24 protein-coding genes are annotated in these 26,093 nt (G+C 60.5%); 12 read left to right on the top strand and 12 right to left on the bottom strand.

Annotated elements, in window-relative coordinates; genetic code table 11:
- Positions 1–122 precede the first annotated feature (122 nt).
- Complete coding sequence (locus tag PMI29_RS05725; RefSeq protein WP_008002289.1) at positions 123–1,691, top strand: SulP family inorganic anion transporter; 1,569 nt, start codon at positions 123–125, stop codon at positions 1,689–1,691.
- A 130-nt stretch (positions 1,692–1,821) separates the two neighbouring features.
- On the opposite strand, the gene aroE is transcribed toward PMI29_RS05725, so the two are convergent.
- Both aroE and hemF read right to left on the bottom strand, forming a co-directional pair.
- The gene (gene aroE, locus PMI29_RS05720; protein WP_008002290.1) at positions 1,822–2,643 is read right to left on the bottom strand and encodes a shikimate dehydrogenase; all 822 of its coding nucleotides are present in this window, start codon (positions 2,641–2,643) and stop codon (positions 1,822–1,824) included.
- A 13-nt stretch (positions 2,644–2,656) separates the two neighbouring features.
- Positions 2,657–3,571, bottom strand: a complete 915-nt coding sequence (gene hemF / locus PMI29_RS05715) for an oxygen-dependent coproporphyrinogen oxidase (RefSeq protein WP_008002291.1) — start codon at positions 3,569–3,571, stop codon at positions 2,657–2,659.
- Between the two features lie 163 nt (positions 3,572–3,734).
- On the opposite strand from hemF, the gene PMI29_RS05710 reads away from it, so the two are divergent.
- Complete coding sequence (locus PMI29_RS05710) at positions 3,735–4,712, top strand: NADPH:quinone reductase (protein WP_008002292.1); 978 nt, start codon at positions 3,735–3,737, stop codon at positions 4,710–4,712.
- Between the two features lie 116 nt (positions 4,713–4,828).
- Here PMI29_RS05710 and PMI29_RS05705 read toward each other — a convergent pair whose 3' ends face one another.
- The 3 genes from PMI29_RS05705 to PMI29_RS05695 form a co-directional block, all read right to left on the bottom strand.
- Complete coding sequence (locus PMI29_RS05705; RefSeq protein ID WP_007985104.1) at positions 4,829–5,386, bottom strand: L-threonylcarbamoyladenylate synthase; 558 nt, start codon at positions 5,384–5,386, stop codon at positions 4,829–4,831.
- Between the two features lie 54 nt (positions 5,387–5,440).
- Positions 5,441–6,547 carry a DNA-processing protein DprA gene (gene dprA / locus PMI29_RS05700; protein WP_008002293.1) on the bottom strand — a complete coding sequence of 369 codons (1,107 nt, stop codon included), beginning with the start codon at positions 6,545–6,547 and terminating at the stop codon, positions 5,441–5,443.
- Positions 6,548–6,628: 81 nt separating this feature from the next.
- On the bottom strand, positions 6,629–7,453 hold the full coding sequence (locus tag PMI29_RS05695) for a hypothetical protein (protein ID WP_008002294.1): 825 nt from the start codon (positions 7,451–7,453) through the stop codon (positions 6,629–6,631).
- A gap of 187 nt (positions 7,454–7,640) precedes the next feature.
- On the opposite strand from PMI29_RS05695, the gene def reads away from it, so the two are divergent.
- From def to PMI29_RS05670, 5 genes are all read left to right on the top strand, one after another.
- A complete protein-coding gene (def, locus tag PMI29_RS05690; protein WP_008002295.1) occupies positions 7,641–8,147 on the top strand; it encodes a peptide deformylase in 507 nt (168 codons plus the stop codon).
- A gap of 57 nt (positions 8,148–8,204) precedes the next feature.
- On the top strand, positions 8,205–9,164 hold the full coding sequence (fmt, locus tag PMI29_RS05685; protein ID WP_008002296.1) for a methionyl-tRNA formyltransferase: 960 nt from the start codon (positions 8,205–8,207) through the stop codon (positions 9,162–9,164).
- Positions 9,161–10,471: a 16S rRNA (cytosine(967)-C(5))-methyltransferase RsmB gene (gene rsmB / locus PMI29_RS05680; protein WP_008002297.1), complete on the top strand. Its 1,311-nt coding sequence runs from the start codon at positions 9,161–9,163 to the stop codon at positions 10,469–10,471. Before fmt ends, rsmB begins: the two co-directional genes overlap by 4 nt.
- Positions 10,472–10,493: 22 nt before the next feature.
- Positions 10,494–11,870 carry a Trk system potassium transporter TrkA gene (gene trkA / locus PMI29_RS05675; protein ID WP_008002298.1) on the top strand — a complete coding sequence of 459 codons (1,377 nt, stop codon included), beginning with the start codon at positions 10,494–10,496 and terminating at the stop codon, positions 11,868–11,870.
- A 161-nt stretch (positions 11,871–12,031) separates the two neighbouring features.
- Complete coding sequence (locus tag PMI29_RS05670) at positions 12,032–12,346, top strand: tetratricopeptide repeat protein (protein WP_008002299.1); 315 nt, start codon at positions 12,032–12,034, stop codon at positions 12,344–12,346.
- Here the strand turns inward: PMI29_RS05670 and PMI29_RS0130415 are convergent, their stop codons facing one another.
- The 3 genes from PMI29_RS0130415 to tag all read right to left on the bottom strand — a co-directional run bounded on the left by PMI29_RS0130415 (position 12,347) and on the right by tag (position 14,233).
- Positions 12,347–12,586, bottom strand: a complete 240-nt coding sequence (locus PMI29_RS0130415) for a hypothetical protein (protein ID WP_033052655.1) — start codon at positions 12,584–12,586, stop codon at positions 12,347–12,349. It abuts the gene before it with no gap.
- A 161-nt stretch (positions 12,587–12,747) separates the two neighbouring features.
- Positions 12,748–13,635, bottom strand: coding sequence for a lysophospholipid acyltransferase (locus tag PMI29_RS05665; RefSeq protein WP_008002301.1), 888 nt, complete (start codon positions 13,633–13,635; stop codon positions 12,748–12,750).
- Positions 13,636–13,675: 40 nt separating this feature from the next.
- On the bottom strand, positions 13,676–14,233 hold the full coding sequence (gene tag, locus PMI29_RS05660; protein ID WP_008002302.1) for a DNA-3-methyladenine glycosylase I: 558 nt from the start codon (positions 14,231–14,233) through the stop codon (positions 13,676–13,678).
- A gap of 81 nt (positions 14,234–14,314) precedes the next feature.
- On the opposite strand from tag, the gene glyQ reads away from it, so the two are divergent.
- The 4 genes from glyQ to PMI29_RS05640 all read left to right on the top strand — a co-directional run bounded on the left by glyQ (position 14,315) and on the right by PMI29_RS05640 (position 18,725).
- On the top strand, positions 14,315–15,268 hold the full coding sequence (glyQ, locus tag PMI29_RS05655; RefSeq protein WP_003213601.1) for a glycine--tRNA ligase subunit alpha: 954 nt from the start codon (positions 14,315–14,317) through the stop codon (positions 15,266–15,268).
- Positions 15,265–17,319, top strand: coding sequence for a glycine--tRNA ligase subunit beta (glyS, locus tag PMI29_RS05650; RefSeq protein ID WP_008002303.1), 2,055 nt, complete (start codon positions 15,265–15,267; stop codon positions 17,317–17,319). The genes glyQ and glyS overlap by 4 nt, the downstream gene beginning before the upstream one ends.
- A gap of 4 nt (positions 17,320–17,323) precedes the next feature.
- A complete protein-coding gene (gene gmhB, locus PMI29_RS05645; protein ID WP_177323285.1) occupies positions 17,324–17,863 on the top strand; it encodes a D-glycero-beta-D-manno-heptose 1,7-bisphosphate 7-phosphatase in 540 nt (179 codons plus the stop codon).
- Positions 17,864–17,945: 82 nt separating this feature from the next.
- Positions 17,946–18,725: a lysophospholipid acyltransferase family protein gene (locus tag PMI29_RS05640; protein WP_008002306.1), complete on the top strand. Its 780-nt coding sequence runs from the start codon at positions 17,946–17,948 to the stop codon at positions 18,723–18,725.
- Positions 18,726–18,941: 216 nt separating this feature from the next.
- On the opposite strand, the gene PMI29_RS05635 is transcribed toward PMI29_RS05640, so the two are convergent.
- On the bottom strand, positions 18,942–20,474 hold the full coding sequence (locus PMI29_RS05635) for a sensor histidine kinase (protein WP_008002308.1): 1,533 nt from the start codon (positions 20,472–20,474) through the stop codon (positions 18,942–18,944).
- Positions 20,475–20,643: 169 nt separating this feature from the next.
- On the opposite strand from PMI29_RS05635, the gene PMI29_RS05630 reads away from it, so the two are divergent.
- Entirely contained in the window at positions 20,644–21,360 is a 717-nt protein-coding gene (locus tag PMI29_RS05630) for a response regulator transcription factor (protein ID WP_008002309.1), read from the top strand.
- Positions 21,361–21,422: 62 nt separating this feature from the next.
- On the opposite strand, the gene gyrB is transcribed toward PMI29_RS05630, so the two are convergent.
- The 3 genes from gyrB to dnaN are packed head-to-tail and all read right to left on the bottom strand — an operon-like array spanning position 21,423 to position 26,073.
- Positions 21,423–23,840 carry a DNA topoisomerase (ATP-hydrolyzing) subunit B gene (gyrB, locus tag PMI29_RS05625; RefSeq protein WP_007985070.1) on the bottom strand — a complete coding sequence of 806 codons (2,418 nt, stop codon included), beginning with the start codon at positions 23,838–23,840 and terminating at the stop codon, positions 21,423–21,425.
- A 5-nt stretch (positions 23,841–23,845) separates the two neighbouring features.
- Entirely contained in the window at positions 23,846–24,949 is a 1,104-nt protein-coding gene (gene recF, locus PMI29_RS05620; protein ID WP_007985068.1) for a DNA replication/repair protein RecF, read from the bottom strand.
- Between the two features lie 20 nt (positions 24,950–24,969).
- Positions 24,970–26,073: a DNA polymerase III subunit beta gene (gene dnaN, locus PMI29_RS05615; protein ID WP_007969885.1), complete on the bottom strand. Its 1,104-nt coding sequence runs from the start codon at positions 26,071–26,073 to the stop codon at positions 24,970–24,972.
- Positions 26,074–26,093 lie beyond the last annotated feature (20 nt).

Below are 26,093 nucleotides of genomic sequence, written 5' to 3' on the forward strand. Positions count from 1 at the left end.
TCCCACAGGTTTTCGGAGATCCTTGTGAGAGCGGGCTTGCCCGCGATTCGATGGTCGCCCTTGCACAACTGGTTCTGACCCACCACCCTGACATTTTCGCCGTTTATTCACCGAGAGGCCCCATGGCCCTGCCAAGCCGCCATTCACTCTTTCCATTCCTCAGTTGGCTGCCCAAGCAAACCCGCGCCAGCGTCGGTCGTGACCTGATCGTCGGCCTCAGCGGCGCGATTCTGGCGTTGCCGCAATCCATTGCCTACGCGCTGATTGCCGGCCTGCCACCGGAATACGGCCTCTATGCCGCAATCATCCCCGTGCTGATCGCCTGCCTCTGGGGCTCGTCGTGGCATTTGATCTGCGGTCCTACGGCGGCCATCTCGATTGTCCTGTATGCCAGCGTCAGTCCTCTGGCCGTTCCGGCCACGCAGGACTACGTCATGTTGATCCTGTTGCTGACGTTTCTTGCCGGCATCTTTCAGTGGCTGCTGGGTTTGCTGCGGTTTGGCGCGCTGGTGAATTTCGTCTCGCACTCGGTGGTACTCGGCTTCACCCTGGGTGCTGCCGTGGTGATTGCCATCGGTCAATTGCCTAACCTGCTGGGGCTGGACTTGCCCAGCCAAGCCACCGCGCTGGATAGCTTCATCACGTTGTTGCTCCATCTCGGCGAAATGGACAGACCTTCGCTGGCGCTGGGGCTGGCGACGGTGGTGGTGGGCGTGACCCTCAAACTGCTGCTGCCACGCTGGCCGACGCTCCTGATCACTCTGGTTCTCGGCGGATTGCTGGTCTGGCTCTGGCCATCGATGTTCGGGCACGTGCAACTGGTCAACGCATTCATCGGCCAATTGCCGCCCTTCAGTCCGTTGCCGCTGGACCTCGACCTGATCCTGCGCCTGCTGCCCAGCGCGGTGGCGGTCGGAATGCTCGGGCTGGTCACCAGCCTGTCGATTGCCCGCTCGATTTCTGCACGTTCGCAGCAATTACTCGACGCGAATCAGGAAGTTCGTGCCCAGGGCTTGTCGAATATCGTCGGGGCGTTTTTTTCCGGATCGCTGTCGGCCGGCTCCTTCACTCGCTCAGGCCTGAGCTATGAAGCGGGGGCCTGTTCGCCACTGGCCGGGATCTTTTCGGCATTGTGGGTGGCGCTGTTTGCGATCTTCGGTGCGAGCCTGATCGCGCACATCCCGATTCCGGCCATGGCCGGCAGCATTCTGTTGATCGCCTGGGGACTGGTGGACCATCGCGGCATTCGCGCGTTGTTGCGGGTCAGCCGTGCTGAATTCGCGGTCATGGCACTGACCTGCGTCGCCACGCTGCTGCTGGAGTTGCAAACGGCGATCTACGCCGGCGTATTGGCCTCGCTTTTTTTCTACCTCAAACGCACATCGCAACCCCGGGTGCAGCATGTACGAGATGGCGAGGAGGATATTCTGCGGGTGGGCGGTTCGATCTTTTTCGGTGCCAGCCACTACCTGCAAGTGCGTCTGCAACGGATGCATGGCGTGCGGGTGGTGATCGAGGCGCAGCAGATCAACTTCATCGATTATTCAGGGGTGGAAATGCTGCATCAGGAGGCGCGGCGCCTGTTGCGTCAAGATCGCAGCCTGACCTTGCGCCGGGCACGGCCGCAGGTGGTGGAAGAGTTGAGGAAGCTCGAAGGGGCGGAGAAATGCCCGATCCGGTTTGAGGATTGAAACACCGCCCCCTGTAGGAGCGAGCTTGCTCCGGGCGGCGCTCCGACGAAGGTCGTGAACGAAAACGCGCAAAACCAGATGCCTAAGGTGCCCTCGGGTTTTTCGCGAGCAAGCTCGCTCCTACAGTAGGTTATAGGGCCAGCTGCCGACGCAACTCCGCCAGCACCGGCGCCGTATCCGGTCGCACGCCACGCCACAGGAAGAACGCTTCCGCCGCTTGTTCGGCAAGCATTCCCAAACCATCCATCGCCACCGCCGCGCCGTGTTCGCTGGCCCAGCGGCAAAACGAGGTCGGTTCCTTGCCGTACATCATGTCGTAGCACACCGTTTTGCCCGGTTCGATCAGGCTGGGTGCAATCGGCGGCACATCGCCGGTCAGGCTCGCCGACGTCGCGTTGATGATCAGGTCCACCGACTCCTGCAACCAGTCGTAACCGCTGGCCGATACCGGCCCCAGATCGCCGAACAATTCCGCCAGCAGCTCGGCCTTGTCCACCGTGCGGTTGGCGATGATCACCGACGCAGGTTGCTCGGCCAGCAACGGCTCCAAAGCACCGCGCACCGCACCGCCGGCACCGAGCAGCAGGATGCGTTTGCCCTTGAGGCTGAATCCGGCGTTGACCGTCAGGTCGCGCACCAGCCCGGCACCATCGGTGTTGTCGCCCAGCAGACTGCCATCGGCCAACTTGCTCAGGGTATTGACCGCACCCGCCCGCTGCGCCCGCGGGGTCAGGTTGTTCGCCAGTCGATAGGCCTCTTCCTTGAACGGTACCGTCACATTGGCGCCGCGTCCTTCGAGGAAAAACGTCCGGGCACAGGTGGAAAAGTCGTCGAGTGGCGCCAGTAACGTGTTGTAGTCCAGCTTCTGCGCGGTCTGCTCAGCAAACAGGCGATGGATCAGCGGCGACTTGCTGTGGCCAATCGGGTTACCGAATACGACATAACGGTCCATCAGGATTCCTCGTTCAGGCTTCGGCCAACCAATCGCGGTCTTGCAGGAAGTACTCGGTCAGGCGAGCTTCTTCGCTGCCAGGCTCGGCCTTCCAGTCGTAACCCCAGCGCACTTGCGGCGGCAGCGACATCAAGATCGACTCGGTACGCCCACCCGATTGCAGGCCGAACAACGTGCCGCGGTCATAGACCAGGTTGAATTCAACGTAGCGGCCACGGCGGAATTCCTGGAACTCACGCTGCTGGGCGGTGAACGCATCGTTCTTGCGGCGCTGCACGATTGGCAGGTAGGCGTCGATGTACGCATCGCCGATGGCGCGCATGAAAGCAAAGCTGGTGTCGAAATCCCACTCGTTCAGGTCGTCGAAAAACAGCCCGCCGATGCCGCGCGGCTCGTGGCGATGCTTGATGTGGAAGTAGCTGTCGCACCAGGCCTTGAAACGTGGGTAAACGTCAGGACCGAACGGCGCGCAGGCCTGTTCGGCGACGCGGTGCCAGTGGATGCAGTCTTCTTCATTGCCGTAGTAAGGCGTCAGGTCGAAACCGCCACCGAACCACCAGACCGGCTCTTCGCCTTCTTTTTCGGCGATGAAAAAACGCACATTGGCGTGGGAAGTCGGCACATGCGGGTTGTGCGGGTGAATCACCAGCGACACGCCCAGGGCTTCAAAACCACGGCCCGCCAGCTCTGGCCGGTGGGCGCTGGCAGACGGTGGAAGACCGCTGCCGAAGACGTGGGAAAAGTTGACGCCGCCCTTTTCAATCACCGCGCCGTTTTCAATGACGCGGGTGCGACCGCCACCGCCGGCCGGCCTGGTCCAGGCGTCTTCGACGAATTGCGTGCCACCGTCTTCGGCTTCCAGAGCGGCGCAAATACGGTCTTGCAGGTCGAGCAGGTAGGCCTTTACGGCCTCGGTGCGGGTCGTCATGTCATCACCTTGAATCGGGCAAAACTACGCGGTGCTCCCTTGGAGCTCAGCCTGCGCAAATGGGCCCGTAGCATACCATCGCAAGTCGACCCGTCGCAGTTGACGAAGATCAAGCTTAGGAGTCCGATAGGGAGCTTGGTAAAACGACCTATGGAGAGTTCAGATGGCAAAGCGTATCCAGTTCCGCGCCCATGGCGGCCCCGAAGTGCTCGAATATGTGGACTACCAGCCCGCCGCGCCAGGTCCGAAGGAAGTGCGCGTGACCAACAAGGCGATCGGTCTGAACTTCATCGACACCTATTACCGCAGCGGTCTGTATCCGCCGCCGTCCCTGCCATCGGGTGTCGGCTCCGAAGGCGCGGGCGTGGTCGAAGCGGTGGGCAGCGACGTGACCCGCTTCAAGGTCGGCGATCGCGTGGCCTATGGCAGCGGCCCATTGGGCGCCTACAGTGATGTTCACGTCTTGCCCGAGGCCAATCTGGTGAAACTGCCAGACGCTATCAGTTTCGAACAGGCCGCCGGCGTGATGCTCAAGGGCCTGACTGTGCAGTACCTGCTGCGTCAGACTTATGAACTCAAGGGTGGCGAAACCATCCTGTTCCATGCCGCGGCCGGTGGGGTCGGTTCCCTGGCCTGCCAATGGGCCCGGGCCTTGGGCGTGAAGCTGATCGGTACGGTCAGCTCGGCAGAGAAAGCCGCACTGGCCAAGGCCAACGGTGCCTGGGCGACCATCGACTACAGCTATGAAAACGTCGCACAACGCGTGCTGGAATTGACCGACGGCAAAAAAGTCCCGGTGGTGTACGACGGCGTCGGCAAGGACACCTGGCTGACTTCACTCGACTGCGCCGCGCCGCGGGGGCTGGTGGTGAGCTTCGGCAATGCGTCCGGCGCAGTGGACGGCGTGAACCTGGGGATTCTCGCGGGCAAGGGTTCGCTGTACGTGACCCGGCCAACCCTGGGCACTTATGCGAACAACGCCGAGAACCTGCAACGCATGGCCGACGAACTGTTCGAGATGATCATCAGCGGCAAGCTGACGGTGGACATCAGCCAGCGTTATCCGCTGGCTGACGCGGCGAAAGCGCAGACCGAGTTGTCGGCGCGGCGTACGACGGGTTCGGTTGTTCTGTTGCCCTGAATGGGTAGTTGACTGGTAGGGCCCCTTCGCGAGCAAGCCCGCTCCCACACTGGATTTGTGAACGACACAGATCCAGTGTGGGAGCGGGCTTGCTCGCGAATGAGGTCAACCCGGCCTCAATCCGGGCGCACAACCTTGCCGGTCGCCAGATCGCGAATCACGCTCGGGTTCTTGCGCCCGCCCAGATTGCCACCCAGCACCAGATCCACCTGGCCACGGAAATACTGCTCGACGCGAATCCGCGTACGCGCCGCCGGACGTCCCTGCGGGTTGGCCGACGTCGACACCAGCGGCCCGACCAGCGCGCACAAGTCCCGCACCAGAGGGTGATCGCTGACCCGCAGCGCCACGGTTTCATGCACGCCGGTAATCCACTGCGGCAGCAGGTTCTGGTGCGGCACCAGCCAGGTGTTCGGCCCCGGCCAGGTACTGGCCATGCGGTCCATCCACAACTCGGGGAAGTCTTCGAAGAGGAAATCGAACTGACGGATATTGTCGGCGACCAGAATCAGCCCCTTATCCACGGACCGGCCCTTGATCAGCAGCAGACGCTCTACCGCTTCCTCGTCCCACGGGTCGCAACCCAGGCCCCAGACTGCTTCGGTTGGGTAGGCAATCACCGCCCCGGCGCGAATTGCTTGCGCGGCTTGTTGCACACGCCAACTGTTGACCATGAAAAACACTCCAGAATAAGGCTCTGCGCAGTTTACCGATCTTGTTTATAAAACCTAGCTCACCCGTGCAAACCAGCGCCCGCTTTCGCAAACGGCGCGACCGTCCATTTCCAGTTCCGTCAACGCCGCCAGCACTTTCGGCAAGGCCCAGCCGCTTGCATCGGCCAGCGCTTCACTGGTGTGAGGCGCGGCATGCAGTAACTTCAACAGCGGGTGAGTCGTTGCAGGGGTGCAGGTTTGTGTGGATAACGACAGTCGTTGCCAGCCTCGCAAGGCTTCGAGGATGTGTTCGATGGTTTCCACCAGCACCGCACCGTCACGGATCAATTGATGGCAGCCGCGGGCGCCGGGATGATGGATCGACCCGGGCATCGCAAACACCTCGCGTCCCTGTTCCGCCGCCAGCCTCGCGGTGATCAGTGAACCGCTGGCGACACTGGCTTCGACCACCAGCACCCCGAGCGACAAACCACTGATGATCCGGTTGCGCCGAGGGAAGTTGCTGGCGCTGGGGCCTGCATCCAGCGGAAACTCCGAAAGCACCGCACTGCCCGAAGCAATCATGGTGTCCGCCAGGCGTCTATTTCGCTGTGGATAAAACTTCTCAAGCCCCGTACCAAGCACACCGACCGTTTGCCCGCCGACATCGAGCGCGGCCTGGTGCGCGGCGGCATCAATGCCCAGGGCGAGGCCGCTGGTAATGACAAAACCGGCACCCGCCAGGCTGCGGGAAAACGCGGCAGCGGTGTCCATCCCTGGCCGGGACGCGCGACGGCTGCCGACCATCGCCAGCTGTGGTTTTTCCAGAATGTCCGGATCGCCAGCGACAAACAACAGCGGTGGTGCATCGCTGATTTGTGCCAGCAGTGCCGGGTAGTCCGGCTGGTCCCACATCAGTAAATGCTGACCCGGACGCTCCAGCCAGGCCATTGCATGGCTCGCGCCATCGCGAATATCAGCGCAACGGCGAGCCTGCGAACACGCCAGCGGCAGGCCCAGTGCACGCCAGGCACTGGCGGGCGCACTGAGAGCTTTGGATGCCGAACCGAAGGCCTCGAGCAATTTCTTGAAACGCGCGGGACCGAGTTCCGGCAGTCGATGCAAACGCAAGCGGGCTTCCAGTTCCGCAGGGGAAACCGGTGTAACGGCAGACAGCGACATGGATCATCCTTGATCGTTATGAGCACCCGTACAAACGGGAATAAGCTGTGGATAACTCTGTTGGTAACTTGTGAAGCACACTTACGGATTTCGCACCTTGTCCATGACCGCCAGCGAGCGCGATGCATTGAGCACCAGCCCGTAGCTGAGTTTGTCGTAGGTACGGAAAACCATCAGCAGACCGGCGCGCTCATCGGGAGTTTTCAACGGCTGGCCAGTGATCCGGTCGCGCACGGTTTCGCCGGTCTTCATCACCGCAAGCACATTGCCTTCGGCCAGGCCGTCGCGTTGCCCCTTGTTCAGCGTGACCACGTCCAGTGCGCCTATCTGCGTGACCCCGCGCGGCACATCGATAATCAAGCCGTTGATCTCGGTGCCCGGCGCGTTGGGTATGAAGGTCGAATTGATCGAGCGCTCTTCGCCGCTGAACAGGCGGTCGCCGATGCGGACTTCCTGGGTCGTGCGTTGCAACGCCAGGGTGGCGACGTCGCCTTCGATGGCCACGACCTCGCCGCCGCCGATGTCGTCGGCATTGATCCCCAGAATTTCCTTGCTCTGCGGATCGGTGTAGACCTTGCCTTGGCGGAAGATGCCGTACACCGGTTGCGCCGGATCGAAATGGCCGCGGGCAAAGATGCGGTCACCGGCGCCGCTGAGCACGCGCTCGGCATCGCCGGCGACAATGTAGGGTGCCTTGTCGAAATCCTCGGCCTTGTCGACGATGCGGTTGCTCAGCAGAAAGCTGTTGATCGATTTCAGCGCAATACCGGGGATCGTCTCGGTCACCGGGCTGCTGCGCACCTGGGGCGACAGCTTTATGGTGGGAATATCTTCCCTGAGCGGCACTTGCCCGTGGGCCAAACCGGCCGAGGCCAGGAGTAGCAGGGCGAGTAGTGATTTCCTCATGCGGTGAATCCCTTTATTATGTACGTTCGCGTGAAACGCCAGAGCCCTCAGTGGCTCGCTCCCGGCTTGCTTGTCAAAACTTGCTTGTCAACAGAAGGGAGCTACGTTTTACAACGGTAGCCTGCATTTCTTCGGACCCGCCAGGCCATCGACCCGACCTTACTTCACACGTGCACTAATCAAGCTTATGGCCATTTTAAACATCCTCGAATTCCCTGATCCGCGTCTGCGCACTATCGCCAAGCCAGTGGCCGTAGTGGACGACGAAGTGCGTCAGTTGGTCGATGACATGTTTGAAACAATGTATGAAGCGCCTGGCATCGGCCTCGCCGCGACCCAGGTCAACGTGCACAAACGTATCGTCGTGATGGACCTCTCTGAAGACCGCACCGAACCGCGAGTGTTCATCAACCCCGAGTTCGAACCGCTGACCGACGAGATGGGTCAGTATCAGGAAGGCTGCCTGTCGGTGCCAGGCTTCTACGAAAACGTCGATCGCCCGCAACGGGTCAAGGTCAAGGCGCTGGACCGCGACGGCCAGCCTTACGAACTGATCGCCGAAGATTTGCTCGCCGTGTGCATCCAGCACGAATGCGACCACCTCAATGGCAAATTGTTCGTCGATTACCTGTCCACGCTCAAACGCGACCGCATCAAGAAGAAACTGGAAAAGCTACATCGCCAGAACGCCTGATGCCCATCTTCAAAGGCTTGCTGCGGCAAGCCTTTTTCTTTTCAAGAGACGTCACCCATGACTGAGCCACTGCGCATTGTCTTTGCCGGCACCCCGGAATTCGCCGCCGAACACCTCAAGGCCCTGCTGAGCAGCCCTTACGAGATCGTCGGGGTCTACACCCAACCGGATCGTCCGGCTGGTCGCGGGCAAAAACTGATGCCAAGCCCGGTCAAGCAGCTGGCGCTGGAAAACAATATCCCGGTGCTGCAACCGCCGACCCTGCGCAACGAAGATGCTCAGGCTGAACTGGCTGCACTGAAGCCGGACTTGATGGTGGTGGTCGCCTACGGGCTGATCCTGCCGCAAGTAGTGCTGGATATTCCGCGCCTGGGTTGCATCAACAGCCACGCCTCGCTGCTGCCGCGCTGGCGCGGTGCGGCGCCGATCCAGCGCGCCGTGGAAGCCGGCGATGCGGAAAGCGGCGTGACCGTGATGCGCATGGAGGCCGGCCTCGACACCGGGCCGATGCTGCTCAAGGTCGCCACGCCGATCAGCGCCGAAGACACGGGCGGTAGCCTGCACGATCGTCTGGCCGAAATGGGACCGTCGGCCGTGGTCCAGGCGATTGCCGGACTCGCCGCCGGAACCCTGGCAGGCGAAGTGCAGGACGACAGCCTGGCCACCTACGCGCACAAATTGAACAAGGACGAAGCACGCATCGACTGGAGTCGCCCGGCGGTTGAGCTGGAGCGTCTGGTCCGTGCCTTCAACCCGTGGCCGATCACCCACAGCACCTTGAATGGCGAAGCACTGAAAGTGCTGGCCGCCAACCTCGCCGAAGGCAAAGGCGCCCCGGGTGAAATCCTAAGTGCCAGCAAGGACGGTCTGATCATCGCGTGCGGCGAGCAGGCCTTGTGCCTGACCCGTCTGCAATTGCCCGGTGGCAAGGCGCTGAACTTCAGCGATCTGTTCAACAGCCGCCGCGAGAAATTCGCCACCGGCACTGTCCTCGGTCAAGCGGCGGACGCTCAATGAATCCGCGTCTGGCCGCCGCCAAGGCACTCGCTGCTGTCCTGAACGGAAAAGCCTCCCTGAACAGTTCTCTGCCCACGCAGATGGACAAGGTCGAGGACCGAGATCGCGGCTTCACCCAGGACCTGGCGTTCGGCACCGCACGCTGGCAGCCACGCCTGTCGGCGCTGGCGGCCAAGCTGCTGCAAAAGCCGTTCAAGGCCGCCGACGCCGATGTCGAGGCGCTGCTGCTGGTCGGCCTGTATCAGTTGCTCTACACCCGCGTCCCGGCCCATGCCGCCATCGGTGAAACCGTCGGTTGCGCCGACAAGCTGAAAAAGCCTTGGGCCAAGGCGTTGCTCAACGCCGTGTTACGCAACGCTCAGCGCGAAAGCGAAACGATTTTCGCCGAACTGGAACGCGATCCAGTGGTGCGAACCGCCCACCCACGCTGGCTGCAGAAGTCCCTGAAGGCGTTCTGGCCAGAGCAATGGGAAGCCATTTGCGCCGCCAACAACGCGCATCCGCCGATGATTTTGCGGGTCAACCGTCGCCACCACACCCGGGATGCCTACCTCGGTTTGCTGACTGACGCGGGTATCGCCGCTACGCCGTGTGTCTTCAGCCGCGACGGCATCGTGCTCGACGCCGCCGCCGATGTGCGCAGCCTGCCGGGTTTCGCCGAGGGCTGGATCAGCGTGCAGGACGAAGCCGCGCAACTGGCCGCTGATCTGCTCGACCTGGCCCCCGGTCAACGGGTGCTCGACGCCTGCTGCGCGCCGGGCGGCAAGACCTGCCATATTCTCGAAGCCGAGCCAAAACTGGCCGGCGTTGTAGCGGTAGACCTGGAAGCCAAGCGGCTGGTGCGAGTGCGGGAAAACCTCGAACGCCTGAAGCTGAGCGCCGAACTGATTGCCGCCGACGGCCGTGACACTCAGGCATGGTGGGACGGCAAGCCGTTCCAGCGCATCCTGCTGGACGCGCCATGCTCGGCCACCGGCGTGATCCGTCGTCACCCGGACATCAAGCTGACCCGCCAACCCGACGACATTGCCGCGCTGGCGCTGCTGCAAGGCGAGCTGCTCGACGCCATGTGGAACACGCTGGAAGTGGGCGGCATCCTGCTGTACGCCACCTGTTCCACGCTGCCGACCGAGAACACCGAAGTCATCGAAGCCTTCCTCGCCCGCACGCCGGGCGCCCGTGAGCTGGACCTCGCCACGACGGCCGGCATCAAGCAGCCCCATGGTCGCCAGTTGCTGGCCCAGGAAGGCGGCCACGACGGGTTCTACTACGCCAAGCTGATCAAGATCGCCGCCGCTCGCGGTTAAATGGATTCAATGGAGTGACTGGATGAAAATCATCATCCTCGGAGCAGGGCAGGTCGGCGGTTCGCTGGCGGAACACCTGGCCAGCGAAGCCAACGACATCACCGTGGTCGACACCGATGGCGAACGCCTGCGTGATCTCGGCGACCGCCTGGACATCCGCACCGTACAAGGTCGCGGCTCATTCCCGACCGTGCTGCGCCAGGCCGGGGCCGATGACGCCGACATGCTGGTCGCCGTGACCAACAGCGATGAAACCAACATGGTCGCCTGCCAGGTCGCCCACACCTTGTTCCACACACCGACCAAGATCGCCCGGGTTCGCGAAGCCGCGTACCTGACCCGCGAAGAGCAATTGTTCCAGAACGAAGCGATTCCGGTGGACGTGCTGATCAGCCCCGAGCAGGTGGTCACCAACTACATCAAGCGCCTTATCCAGCATCCCGGCGCCTTGCAGGTGATCGACTTCGCCGAAGGCAAGGCGCAACTGGTGGCTGTGCGGGCTTATTACGGCGGGCCGCTGGTGGGCCAGCAACTGCGGCAGTTGCGTGAACACATGCCGAACGTGGAAACCCGCGTCGCGGCGATTTTCCGTCGTGACCGGCCGATCCTGCCCCAGGGCGACACGGTGATCGAGGCCGACGACGAGGTATTTTTCATCGCTGCCAAAGCGAATATTCGCGCCGTTATGAGCGAAATGCGCCGTCTCGACGAGACTTACAAGCGCATCGTCATTGCCGGTGGCGGGCAGATCGGCGAGCGCCTGGCCGAGGCCATCGAAAGCCGTTATCAGGTAAAGGTTATCGAGATGAATCCGGCACGCTGCCGCCATCTCTCGGACCACCTCGACAGCACCGTGGTATTGCAGGGCAGTGCCTCGGACCGCGACCTGCTGCTGGAAGAAAACATCGCCGATGCGGATCTGTTCCTCGCCCTGACCAACGACGACGAAGCCAACATCATGTCGTCGCTGCTGGCCAAGCGCCTGGGTGCGAAAAAAGTGATGACCATCATCAACAACCCGGCCTATGTCGATCTGATCCAGGGTGGCGACATCGACATCGCCATCAGCCCGCAACTGGCGACCATCGGCACCTTGCTGGCCCACGTGCGCCGTGGCGACATCGTCAGCGTGCACTCACTGCGCCGGGGCGCGGCAGAAGCCATCGAGGCGATTGCCCATGGCGATGCGAAATCAAGCAAAGTGATCGGCAAGGCCATCGAGAACATCGGCCTGCCACCGGGCACTACCATCGGCGCGATCATCCGCGATGAGGAAGTAATCATCGCCCATGACGACACCGTGATCGAAACCGGCGACCATGTGATTCTGTTCCTTGTGGATAAAAAGCATATTCGCGATGTGGAGAAGCTGTTCCATGTGGGGTTGAGCTTCTTCTGATCCGGACTTTTCGTTGATCAGACTGGCCTCATCGCGAGCAAGCTCGCTCCCACATTGGTTATATGTCGATCACAAAGCCCCTGTGGGAGCGAGCTTGCTCGCGATAGCGGTCGGACTGGCACCTGACCTCTAACCGACCTACCTCAAAAAGGAATCCACCGATGATCGAATCCCTGGAAAAAATGCTCGCCAAGGGTGTGGATAACTCTTTGCTACGCTTCGGCCTGGGCAAGGGCTATCTGGATCTGGGGGAGAACGCCAAGGCTGTGGAGCATTTTCAGCGCTGTGTCGAATTTGATCCGAAGTATTCGGCGGCGTGGAAACTACTGGGCAAGGCCCATCTGGCGCTGGCGGACTTTGCGGCCGCGCGGCAGGCTTGGGAACAAGGCCTGGAAGCTGCTCGCGGCCATGGCGACAAGCAGGCAGAGAAGGAAATGACGGTGTTCCTGAAGAAGCTCGAGCGTCAGGCGCACTGATCAGAGATAACGCAAACCGATGCCCTCGGCATCCACCAGCACCACTTCCATACGCACCCGCGGCGCGCCTGTGGGTAAGTCCTGCACCTGCCCGTAGACCACCGCGCCCCGGGGCAGCGCCGACAGTAGGGGATGCTTGACGTAAACGCCGGTGGTCGACAGGTTGCGCGTCTGCCCCAGGCAATCGCCGATGCTTTCGTGACTGATCTTGATGCGCAATGACTTGCGGTGTTCGGACATCTTCTGCGCCCTTGAGAACGGGTTGCGGATACGCGTAGGAGCGAGCTTGCTCGCGATGGATGCAAGGGCGCCGCGTTCAGCCAGGCAGCCCGCATCATCGTTAACGTCCATCGCGAGCAAGCTCGCTCCTACAAGGTTATCCACAGAGTGTGCCAAGCAAGTCAGTACCAGCGCTCTTCACCCGGTGGCCGCTTCTTGAAGCGCTTCATGCTCCACATGTACTGGCTCGGGTAGGCCCCGACATAACGCTCGACCACTTTACTCATGGCCGCACAGGATTCCGCCGTATCGGTGCTGTACATGGCCTCGGGCGCAGCTTCGAGGATGACCTTGTAGCCTGAACCGTCGGGCAGGCGCAGGGCGTGCAGGAACACGCCGACCGCTTTGCCGCCAGCCAGCATGTTCGGCACGAACTTGCTGGTCAGCGCCTGGGTGGCGAAGAACGGCACGAAGATCCCGGCGGACTCGGCCGGTTCCGGGTCAGCGGGAATGCCCACTGCACCACCTTTACGCACTTCCTTGATGACGCTGAGGATGCCTTCCTTGGTGGAAGCGGCGACCTTGTTGCCCAACTGCACCCGCTGCTTTTGCAGCAATTCATCCACTGCCTTCAACTTCGGTGGACGATAGAAAATGATCGGTTTGCACTGGCTGCAATAGAAGTGGTTGAGCACTTCCCAGTTGCCCAGGTGGCTGGTGATGCCGACCACGCCTTTGCCGGAAGCGAGAGCGTCTTTCAACACATCGAGACCTTCGACTTCACGCACCAGGTCGATGGAACGCTGGGCCGGCCAGATCCACGCGCAGGCGCTTTCGGTCAGGGACTTGCCGATGTCTTTCAGGCTCTGGCCCACCAGGCGCTCACGCTCGGCGGCGTCCATCTCCGGAAAACACTTGGACAGATTGATCCGTACCACGTCGCGGGAACGGTTCGGGGTTTTCCACATGACCCAGCCAATCGCCGAGCCCACGGCCTGCACGGCCCACCACGGAAGCAGGGCAAACAGCCGCAGAGCGCCTACCAGCAAGGCGCCTTTCAACTTATCCACAGTTCACTCCTGATCTTGTGCTGTGCGCGAGGCGGCCATTCTAACCGCCGTTCGCCAGCTGCGCGTAGCGGTCGCAGTCCCGGGTGTGATCCATGACCATGCCCGAGGCCTGCATCAACGCGTAGCAAATGGTCGGCCCGACGAAGGTGAAACCGGATTTTTTCAGGCCTTTGCTCATCTCGACGGCGATCGGCGTGACGGCCGGCACTTCGCTGCGATCCTTGAAATGATTGATCACAGGCGTGCCACCGACAAACGACCAGAGAAATTCCACCGGGTCCTCCAGCGCCAGCCAGGCCTGGGCATTGCGCCGGGCAGCGTTGAGCTTGAGGCGGTTGCGGATGACGCCTGGATCGAGCATCAATTCGTCGATTTCGGCGTCGCTCATCTGCGCCACACGCTGGACATCAAAACCGAACATCACCTGACGATAGTGCTCGCGTTTGCGCAGCACGGTGATCCAGGAAAGCCCGGCCTGGAACCCTTCGAGCAAAAGTAACTCGAACAATCCCTGCGCATCGCGTAGCGGCGTGCCCCACTCCTTATCGTGATAAGCCATGTACAGCGGATCTTCGGAACACCAAAAGCAGCGTGGCATAAGGCTCCAGGGGGCGTGCGCAGCAATGAATCGGGTATACTCCCGCTCTTTAAATCGCAGCCCAAGAAACAGGTGAATTTCGTGAGCCAGCCTACGCCAGCCGTGCGTACCTTCCAAGACTTGATCCTCGCCCTCCAGCAATACTGGGCCGAGCAAGGTTGTGTGGTACTTCAGCCCTACGATATGGAAGTAGGCGCCGGCACTTTCCACACTGCAACATTCCTGCGCGCCATCGGCCCGGAAACCTGGAACGCCGCCTACGTGCAGCCAAGCCGCCGTCCGACTGACGGCCGCTACGGCGAAAACCCGAACCGTCTGCAGCATTACTACCAGTTCCAGGTCGTCCTGAAGCCGAACCCGGACAACTTCCAGGAGCTGTACCTGGGCTCGCTCAAGCACGTGGGCCTCGACCCATTGGTGCACGACATCCGTTTCGTTGAAGACAACTGGGAATCGCCGACCCTCGGCGCCTGGGGTCTGGGCTGGGAAGTCTGGCTCAACGGCATGGAAGTGACCCAGTTCACCTACTTCCAGCAAGCGGGCGGCATCGAGTGCTACCCGGTAACCGGCGAAATCACTTACGGTCTCGAGCGTCTGGCCATGTACCTGCAAGGCGTGGACTCAGTCTACGACCTGGTCTGGGCTGACGGTCCGTTCGGCAAGGTGACCTACGGCGACGTGTTCCATCAGAACGAAGTGGAGCAATCGACCTACAACTTCGAACACGCCAACGTCGAGAAACTGTTCGAACTGTTCGATTTCTACGAAAGCGAAGCCAAGCGCCTGATCGAACTCGACCAGCCGCTGCCGTTGCCGAGCTACGAAATGGTGTTGAAGGCCTCCCATACCTTCAACCTGCTGGATGCGCGCCGGGCAATCTCGGTGACTGCGCGTCAGCAATACATCCTGCGTGTACGCACCCTGGCGCGTTCCGTTGCGCAAGCCTACCTGCTGGCTCGCGCCAAGCTGGGCTTCCCGATGGCGACCCCGGACCTGCGTGATGAAGTACTGGCCAAGCTGGAGGCTGCACAATGAGTGCTCTGGATTTTCTGGTTGAACTGGGCACTGAAGAACTGCCACCCAAAGCCCTGAACACCCTGGCCGAGGCGTTCCTCGCCGGTATCGACAAGGGCCTGCAAGCCGCCGGCCTGAACTACGAGACTAAAACCGTTTATGCCGCCCCGCGCCGCCTGGCCGTGCTGATCACCGCACTGGCCACCCAGCAGCCGGATCGCAGCATCAACCTCGATGGCCCGCCACGTCAGGCGGCATTTGATGCCGAAGGCAACCCGACCCAAGCGGCACTGGGTTTTGCCAAGAAGTGCGGCGTCGAGCTGAGCGAAATCGATCAGAGCGGCCCGAAACTGCGTTATAGCCAGCGCATCGCCGGCAAGCCGACCGCGAGCCTGCTGCCGACCATCGTCGAAGATTCCCTGAACGACCTGCCGATCCCGAAACGCATGCGTTGGGGCGCGCGCAAGGAAGAGTTCGTTCGTCCGACCCAATGGCTGGTGATGCTGCTCGGTGACCAGGTCATCGACTGCACCATCCTCGCCCAGAAGTCCGGCCGCGATTCCCGTGGTCACCGCTTCCATCACCCGGAAAACGTGCGCATCGGTTCGCCGTCCAGCTACCTGGCCGACCTGCGTGCCGCCTACGTGCTGGCCGATGCCAACGAGCGTCGCGAGATCATCAGCAAGCGCACCGAAGAACTGGCCACCCGTCAGGAAGGCACGGCAATCGTTCCACCAGCCCTGCTCGACGAAGTGACCGCGCTGGTCGAATGGCCAGTGCCGCTGGTGTGCTCGTTCGAGGAACGCTTCCTCGATGTACCGCAGGAAGCCCTGATCACCACCATGCAGGACAACCAGAAGTACTTCTGCCTGCTGGACGCCGACGGCAAGTTGCTGCCACGTTTCATTACCGTGGCCAACATCGAAAGCAAAGACCCACAGCAGATCATCGCCGGTAACGAGAAAGTGGTTCGCCCACGCCTGACCGACGCCGAGTTCTTCTTCAAGCAAGACAAGAAGCAGAAACTCGAAGACTTCAACCTGCGCCTGCAAAACGTGGTGTTCCAGGAAAAACTCGGCAGCGTCTACGACAAGGCCGAGCGCGTATCCAGACTGGCTGCGTTCATCGCTCAGCGCATCGGCGGCAACGCTGCGTGGGCCGCTCGTGCGGGCCTGCTGTCGAAGTGCGACCTGGCGACCGAGATGGTCGGCGAGTTCCCGGAAATGCAAGGCGTCGCCGGTTACTACTACGCCCTCAACGACGGCGAGCCGGAAGATGTCGCCCTGGCCCTGAACGAGCAGTACATGCCGCGCGGTGCTGGCGCTGAACTGCCGTCCACCCTGACCGGCGCGGCCGTGGCCATTGCCGACAAGCTCGATACTCTGGTCGGCATTTTCGGCATCGGCATGCTGCCGACCGGCAGCAAAGACCCGTATGCCCTGCGCCGTGCAGCGCTGGGTGTGTTGCGCATCCTGATCGAGAAGCAACTGGACCTGGACCTGACCGACGCCGTGGCCTTCGCCGTGGACGCGTTCGGTGCCAAGGTCAAGGCTGCCGGCCTCAATGACTCGGTGCTGGAGTTCATCTTCGACCGACTGCGTGCCCGTTACGAAGACGAAGGCGTGGATGTCGCGACCTACCTGTCGGTACGTGCCCTGAAACCAGGCTCGGCCCTGGACTTTGACCAGCGCGTACAAGCGGTAGAAGCTTTCCGCAAATTGCCGGAAGCCGCTGCCCTGGCCGCGGTGAACAAGCGTGTATCGAACCTGCTGAGCAAACTCGAAGGTTCGGTGCCTACCGTCGTGGAAGCCAAGTACTTCGACAATGCCAACGAGTTCTCCCTGTACTCGGCGATCCAGCAGGCTGACCAGGCTGTGCAGCCAATGGCCGCCTCGCGTCAGTACAGCGAATCCCTGGCACGCCTGGCCGCCCTGCGCGAGCCGGTGGATGCGTTCTTCGAAGCCGTTATGGTCAACGCGGAGGACGCAAAGGTCCGCGCCAACCGTTATGCGTTGCTGGCGCGTCTGCGTGGGCTGTTCCTCGGCGTCGCCGACATTTCGCTGCTGGGTTGAGGGACTGCTGTTGAAACTGCTGATTCTCGATCGGGACGGAGTGATCAATTACGACTCCGACGCTTACATCAAGTCGGTGGAGGAGTGGATTCCGCTCCCCGGTTCGATCGAAGCCATCGCGCAGTTGAGCAAGGCCGGCTGGACGGTGGCGGTCGCTACCAACCAGTCGGGCATCGCTCGCGGCTACTACGACCTCGCCACCCTGGACGCCATGCACGAGCGCTTGCGCGCGCTGGTGGCGGAGCAGGGTGGTGAAGTCGGCCTGATCGTCTACTGCCCGCACGGGCCGGACGAAGGCTGCGATTGCCGCAAGCCGAAACCCGGGATGTTGAAAAGCATCGCCGCACATTACAACGTATCGCTGACTAATCTATGGTTCGTCGGCGATAGCCTTGGTGACCTGGAAGCCGCTAAAGCCGTCGATTCACAGCCAGTTTTGGTTAAGACCGGAAAAGGCGAAAAAACCTTGGGCAAGACCTTACCAGCAGGCACCTTGATTTTTGACGATCTGGCGGCGATTGCCGCAGAACTTATCCACAATTAGAGCGTTTTCGAGACTCCTGACCAGGGAGTTATCGGGAGTGCGCTTTATATAGACGGGCAAAGCCCGCACGGTAACCGTCACCATGTCGATACTGCAGGCCATCAGAACCTTCCTCTTTTACCTGCTGCTGGGCACCAGCTCCTTGCTGTGGTGCAGCCTGAGCTTTTTTATCGCGCCGTTTCTGCCCTTCAAGGCACGTTACCGCTTTATCAACGTGTACTGGTGCCGCTGCGCCTTGTGGCTGAGCAAAGTGTTTCTGGGTATCCGCTACGAAGTAAAGGGTGCCGAGAACGTACCTGAACAGCCTTGCGTCATTCAGTCGAACCACCAGAGCACGTGGGAGACGTTCTTTCTCTCTGCCTACTTCTCGCCGCTGAGCCAGGTGCTCAAACGTGAATTGCTCTATGTGCCGTTCTTCGGTTGGGCCATGGCCATGCTGCGACCGATCGCCATCGATCGCGACAACCCGAAAGCAGCACTCAAGCATGTAGCGAAGAAGGGCGATGAACTGCTCAAGGACAATGTCTGGGTGCTGATCTTCCCAGAAGGCACGCGCGTTCCTTTTGGCACCATCGGGAAGTTCTCGCGTGGCGGCAGCGCATTGGCGGTCAACGCCGAGTTGCCGGTGCTGCCGATTGCACACAACGCTGGCAAGTTCTGGCCGAAAACCGGTTGGGCGAAGAAGCAGGGCGTCATCACTGTGATCATCGGCGCACCGATGTATGCAGAAGGCTCCGGGCCGCGAGCCATTGCTGAATTGAACGACCGGGTCCAGGCGTGGAATGAGCAAATGCAACGGGAAATGGGCTCGCTGCCACCGGCTCCGCAAGCGCCGGTTTCAAACGATCAGCTGGCTGTCTGAGATTCTGTGGATAACCTGTGTACCGTTTCATTGAAAACTGTTGTTTTTTGTACGTAACCTTATGATTTTTTTACATATTTCTTCGAATGATTAAAACCATAAAAACGTGCATAAGTTTTTTTCGGACGTAAAAAAACCGGCTGATATAGCCGGTTTTTTTATGCCCGGAGCAATCGCTGACTGTCGACATGACAGGGCGACCTGGATCGCTCGCTTTCATTCTGTAAACAGTGGAAATTGCAGCCTGAATGTCGTGCTCCGACCCACCTCGCTCTGACACTCGATTCGCCCGCCATGTCGATCCACTACGGCTTTGACCATCGACAATCCCAACCCCACGCCATCGATACCCTGGGCGGAAGAAAGGCGCCGGTATTGGCTGAACAGTTCGGGTAACTCCTCAGCGGCGATGCCTTTGCCCTGATCGATGAGCTCACAGATCAGCCAGCCGTCGCATTGACTGACGCGCAAACGGATACGAGTACCTGAAACACTGTACTTGATGGCATTTTCCAGCAGATTGAACAACGCCCGGGTCAGCAGCGCCTGATCCGCCAGAACCACACTTTCCTGTGCCTCTTCTTCCACTTGATGAACCAGTTCGATCTGTTTCAGCTGCGCGATGGGCAGTGCCTGATCGAACACATCCAGCACCAACATCGCAAACAGACTCGGCTGAAACTGATAAGCCTCGGACTCGGCCCTCGCCAGTTGAGCGAAGCCATCGGTCAGCTCCAGTGCCCGGCGCACCTGCCGCTCGATTTGATCGAGGAGTTGCAGATCACCGCCCACCTGATGGCGATGCACATCGAGTAGCGCGAGAATGGCCGAATGGGGCGCCCGCAGGTCATGGGACAGAAAACGCAACAGGACGGCACGCTGCTCTTGCGCATCACGTTCGACACTCAGGTCAGTCAGGCTCCACAACCAGCCGACGTGGGTTTCCCCGTCTACCGGTAGCAACTCGGCGCGCTCCAGTCGCAGGCTGCGTTCCTTGAGGTCGCGAAACTCCATCAGTGGCAGCGTCGACAAAGGCGAACCCGGCTCGCGGGTCAAATTCGGGTAGCCAAGCTCTACCAGGCGCTCCAGCACATCATCGCCGACCAATTCTCCGCCAAACAGGTCCCGGGCCTTACGGTTGCCCAGCAAAATCTTTCCGCGGGGATCGCTGATCATCGTGGCCACCGGCAGGTACTCCAGGCCGTCGGAGATGAACCGATGTGTATCGCGAGCCCGGCTCATGGCTAGTTCGAGGGCGATGATCTGCTTTTGCAGGTGATCGCCACCGGGAAACAGAGCCCGACGGCGCTCCGGAAAAACCTTCGGCTCACTGTCCAGTCGCGCGAGCTCCCAACCGAAATAGGTCAGCACCACACTAAGGCGACGCCAGTTCCAGATCAGATAACCGAACAGCATGCCCAACGCCGCCGGTGTCGGCGACCACCATCTCTGCAGCTCCGCGAGGGCGGTGCTGGTCAGCAACGTGCAAGCGATGCCAATCAACGTCAGCCAGAGCGCCAATCGCGGGCGCCACAGCAGCAACCCGAGAACGCACGTCAGCAAGCCAATCGACAGCAACGCGCTCGAGCCTGGCGAGGCGTCATGCAGATTGACCTGAGCGCGATAGGACAACAGCGCAGTCAGTGGCAGCAGCACCAGGCTTATCCACAACCATTCGCGCACCAATTGCCGAAACAACCGCTCAACCTGGCTCGGCTCACGACTTTCAGGGCGGCGTAGGTTATCCATGGGTAATAGGGCAGGGCGGGATAATGGGGTTCATGGATTGCCGGTTTGAGGACATAGACCCCAAAAAGCATAGCGGAGGTCGACCAACGGCGGACCGCTTACTTTCACTGTGTCGATTGAGCCGCTATCGTCGATAAAGAGCTGCCCAAGCGACAAGGAATCACCGTGTATGCGCGTTGCGATTCTGGACGATGAGCCCGCAGAACTGCGCCGGGTAGAACAAACCCTGCAACAGATGGCCGAAGCCGGGGAACAACCGTGGTCGCTGCACAGCTTCGAACGGGCCGAAGACCTGTTGCGCCAACTGCGTCGGGAAACCTTCGACCTGCTGATCCTCGACTGGCAACTGCCCGACCTCACGGGATTGTCATTGCTGCTATGGACCCGCGAACACATGGAAGCGCCGCCTGCGACCATCATGCTCACCAGTCGCGACGGTGAAAGCGATATCGTTCAGGCCCTGAATGCCGGCGCCGACGACTACGTCAGCAAACCGTTCCGCCCTAATGAACTGAAAGCCCGTGTTGGCGCTGTACTGCGCCGGCATGGCCAGCAGCGCACAGCTGGCGAAGGGTTGAGCTTCAATGACCTGGTGTTCGACGACGCCGAACTGAGCGTCACCCGCGACGGCAAACCGATCGTCATGACCGAACGCGAATACCGCCTGGCGCATTGCCTGTTCAGCAACCTCGGTCGACCGCTGTCGAGGGATTATCTGTACGAACGATTCTGGCCCCATGAAGAAATGTCGTCGTCCCGGCCGCTGGACACCCACATCTATCGCCTGCGCAACAAGCTTGGGCTGACGGCGGATCGTGGTTGGCAGTTGCTGACGATTTATGGGTATGGGTATCGGTTGGAGAGTGTGGCACCGGCGAGCGAGTAAAACGCAGGCAATAAAAAAGGCCAATGCAGATGCATTGGCCTTTTCGTTGGCGTCGACCGGGATCAGAAGTCCAGGTTGGATACCGCCAGGGCGTTGCTTTCGATGAAGTCACGGCGAGGTTCGACCGCATCACCCATCAGGGTGTTGAAGATCTGGTCCGCGCCAATGGCGTCTTCGATGGTCACTTTGAGCATGCGGCGCGAGCCCGGGTCCATAGTGGTTTCCCACAGCTGATCCGGGTTCATCTCGCCCAGACCTTTGTATCGCTGGATGGTGTGGCGCTTGGTGCTTTCGGCCATCAACCACTCAAGGGCCTCCTTGAACTCGGTGACCGATTTACGGCGTTCGCCACGCTGGATGTACGCGCCGTCGTCCAGCAAGGTGCTCAGTTGAGCGCCCAGGGAAACCACAGTCTTGTAGTCGTTGCTGCCGAAGAAGTCGCGGTTGAAGGTGACGTAGTTCGACAGGCCGTGGGAGATCAGTTCGACCTCTGGCAGCCAGACGTTTCGCTCACGGTCTTCACGCAGGCTGGCCTTGTAGACCAGACCCGACTTCTCGACGGTGCGCAGACGCACTTCGTACTGGGCCAGCCAATCCTGCATCGCTGCGTGATCGGACAGTTGATCCATGCTGACCGCCGGCAGGTAGATGAAGTGTTCGGTCAGTTCCTGTGGGTACAGGCGCGACAGGCGCTTGAGGGTCTTCATCACCAGACGGAAGTCATTCACCAGACGCTCAAGGGCTTCGCCGGAGATACCCGGTGCTTCCTCGTTCAGGTGCAGGCTCGCATCTTCCAGGGCCGACTGCGTCATGTACTCTTCCATGGCGTCGTCGTCTTTGATGTATTGCTCTTGCTTGCCTTTCTTCACTTTGTACAGCGGCGGCTGAGCGATGTAGATGTAGCCACGCTCGATCAGCTCCGGCAACTGACGGAAGAAGAAGGTCAGCAGCAGGGTACGGATGTGCGAACCGTCGACGTCAGCATCGGTCATGATGATGATGTTGTGATAGCGCAACTTGTCGATGTTGTACTCTTCGCGACCGATGCCGCAGCCCAGCGCGGTGATCAAGGTGCCCACTTCCTGGGAAGAGATCATCTTGTCGAAGCGTGCCTTCTCGACGTTCAGGATTTTACCCTTGAGGGGCAGAATCGCCTGGGTCTTGCGGTTACGTCCCTGCTTGGCAGAGCCGCCCGCGGAGTCACCTTCCACGAGGTACAGTTCGGACAGGGCAGGGTCCTTTTCCTGGCAGTCGGCCAGTTTGCCCGGCAGGCCGGCGATGTCCAGCGCGCCTTTGCGGCGAGTCATCTCGCGGGCTTTACGCGCCGCTTCACGGGCGCGGGCCGCGTCGATCATCTTGCCGACGACCAGTTTGGCTTCGTTCGGGTTTTCCAGCAGGAAGTCAGAGAAGTACTTGCCCATTTCCTGTTCGACCGCGGTCTTCACTTCGGAAGAAACCAGCTTGTCCTTGGTCTGGGAGCTGAACTTCGGATCCGGCACCTTCACCGAAATGATCGCGGTCAGGCCTTCACGAGCATCGTCACCGGTGGTGGCGACCTTGTGCTTCTTCGCCAGACCTTCTGCTTCGATGTAGGTGTTGAGGTTACGCGTCAGTGCGGAACGGAAACCCACCAGGTGAGTACCGCCGTCGCGCTGTGGAATGTTATTGGTGAAGCACAACAGGTTCTCGTTGAAGCTGTCGTTCCACTGCAGGGCGATTTCCACGCCGATGCCGTCTTCACGCTGGATGTTGAAGTGGAATACTTGGTTGACCGGAGTCTTGTTGGTGTTCAGGTATTCAACGAACGCACGCAGGCCGCCTTCGTACTTGAACAGTTCTTCCTTGCCGCTGCGCTCGTCCTTGAGGACGATGCCGACACCGGAGTTGAGGAAGGACAGTTCGCGAATCCGCTTGGCCAGGATGTCCCAGCTGAAGTGGATGTTCTTGAAGGTTTCGCTGGAAGCCTTGAAGTGAATTTGGGTACCGGTGGTTTCGGAGTCGCCGACGATTTTCATCGGCTCTTGCGGAACACCGTGGACGTAAGTCTGTTCCCAGATCTTGCCACTACGGCGAACGGTCAGGACCAGCTCTTCCGACAGGGCGTTGACTACCGACACACCCACACCGTGCAGACCACCGGAAACCTTGTAGGAGTTGTCGTCGAATTTACCGCCAGCGTGCAGCACGGTCATGATGACCTCGGCTGCCGAAACGCCTTCTTCTTTATGCACGTCTACCGGGATGCCACGGCCGTTGTCGCGAACGGTGATGGACTCATCCGGGTGGATGATGATGCTGATGTCGTCGCAGTAGCCGGCGAGCGCTTCGTCGATCGAGTTGTCGACCACCTCGAACACCATGTGGTGCAGGCCGCTGCCATCGTCGGTATCACCAATATACATACCGGGACGTTTGCGTACGGCATCCAGGCCTTTCAGCACTTTAATGCTCGTTGAGTCGTACGTATTTTCTTCGCTCAATGCCTTCACTCCCGATGGTCGTGGGTCTGGGTGATACGGCCCTGTTCCACGTGGAACAGAGCGACTGGCGTTTCCGTCTGCCAGCCTTCCCTCAATAATTCGTGATCTACACAGGTGATAAATACCTGGCAGCGTAAGTCTTCCAACAAGCGGCAAAGGGCGCGACGGTGGTGCTCGTCCAGCTCGGACGGCAAGTCATCCACCAGATAAATACACTGACCGCGTCGAGCCTGGCTGACCAAGTGCCCTTGGGCAATCCGCAATGCGCAAACCACCAACTTCTGCTGGCCACGGGACAAGATGTCCGCAGCATTGTGCGCGCCCAGTCTGAGACGCAAATCAGCACGTTGTGGTCCGGCCTGGGTATGCCCCATTTGCTGGTCCCGCTGCAAAGACCCGGCGAGCACAGCACTCAGTTCACGGTCCTTGTCCCAGCCGCGGTAATAGCTGAGCGTCAAGCCCTCAAGCTCAACCAGATCGCTCAAGGTTTGTTCAAAGACTGGTTTCAAGGCTTTGATATAAGCGCGGCGGTATTCATCAATTTCAGCGCTGGCCTGGCACAGTTCCCTGTCCCAAACCGCTTGCGAAACGGCGTCAAGTGTACCATGCCGCAGCCAAGAGTTTCTCTGGCGCAGGGCCTTCTGCAAGCGCTGCCAGGTTGACATGAAGCGCGGTTCCACGTGGAACACACCCCAGTCGAGAAACTGTCGGCGAATCTTCGGCGCACCTTCCAGCAATCGAAAGCTGTCCGGATTGATCAGCTGCAGCGGCAGGATCTCGGCCAGTTGCGCGGCGCTGCGCGCGTTCTGTCCATCGATACGGATCTGAAATTCGCCTTGGCGATCACGGGAAATGCCCAAGGCGCTATGCCCACCCTCCGCCAGCTCAACCTGGCCAAAGACTGTGCACGCCAGTTGTTCGTATTGAATGACCGGCAACAGGCGGGTGCTGCGAAACGAACGGGCAAGCCCCAGCAGATGGATGGCTTCCAGAACACTGGTTTTGCCGCTGCCGTTGGCGCCGTAAAGAATATTGATGCGGGGGGAAGGGGAGAAGGTCACCGGGTGCAGATTGCGCACCGCGGTGACCGAGACGCGACTTAAGGACATCTAGCTTCTGCTGAACATGATTACAGACGCATCGGCATGACAACGTAGGCCGAGTCGTCGTTATCCGATTCCTGCACCAGCGCACTGCTGTTGGAGTCGGACAGGATCAGGCGAACCTGCTCGGTGGTCATCACGCCCAGCACGTCGAGCAGGTAGCTCACGTTGAAACCGATTTCCAGAGAGCCACCGTTGTATTCAACGCCCACTTCTTCTTCCGCTTCTTCCTGCTCCGGGTTGTTCGCCTGGATCTTCAGCTGACCGCTAGCCAGTTGCAGACGGATACCGCGGTACTTCTCGTTGGACAGAATCGCGGTACGGCTGAACGCTTCGCGCAGCGCTTGGCGATCACCCAGAACCAGCTTGTCTCCACCTTTAGGCAGAACACGCTCGTAGTCCGGGAATTTGCCGTCGACCAGTTTCGAGGTGAAGGTGAACTCACCGGTGGTGGCGCGGATGTGGTGCTGACCCAGCACGATGCTGACATTGCCGTCTGGCTCGGTGAGCAGGCGTGCCAGCTCAAGAATGCCTTTGCGCGGCACAATGACCTGGTGACGATCCGGTTGGCCGATATCGGCCTGCATCGAGCACATGGCCAGACGGTGGCCGTCGGTGGCCACGGCGCGGATCACGCCAGCGGACACTTCCAGCAGCATGCCGTTGAGGTAGTAACGCACGTCCTGCTGGGCCATGGCGAAGCTGGTGCGTTCGATCAGACGACGCAGCTTGCTTTGCTCCAGGCTGCAGGTCAGCGAGCCCGGGCCTTCTTCCACGGTAGGGAAGTCGTTGGCCGGCAGTGTAGACAGGGTAAAGCGGCTACGGCCGGCTTTGACCACGAGCTTCTGCTCATCGACCTTGATGTCGATCAGTGCATCGTTCGGCAGGCTTTTGCAGATGTCCATCAGCTTGCGTGCCGGCACGGTGATGGAACCCGGATCTGCCGGCTCTTCGAGTTGAACACGACCAACCAGCTCGACTTCCAGGTCGGTACCGGTCAGCGACAATTGCTGGCCTTCGACAACCAGCAGCACGTTGGAGAGCACCGGCAAGGTCTGGCGGCGTTCGACGACGCCTGCGACCAGTTGCAGGGGTTTCAACAGGGCTTCGCGTTGAATGGTGAAATGCATGGTCTAGTCCCTTGCCTTAA

This window comes from Pseudomonas sp. GM49, from assembly GCF_000282355.1.
Classification (GTDB): Bacteria; Pseudomonadota; Gammaproteobacteria; order Pseudomonadales; family Pseudomonadaceae; genus Aquipseudomonas.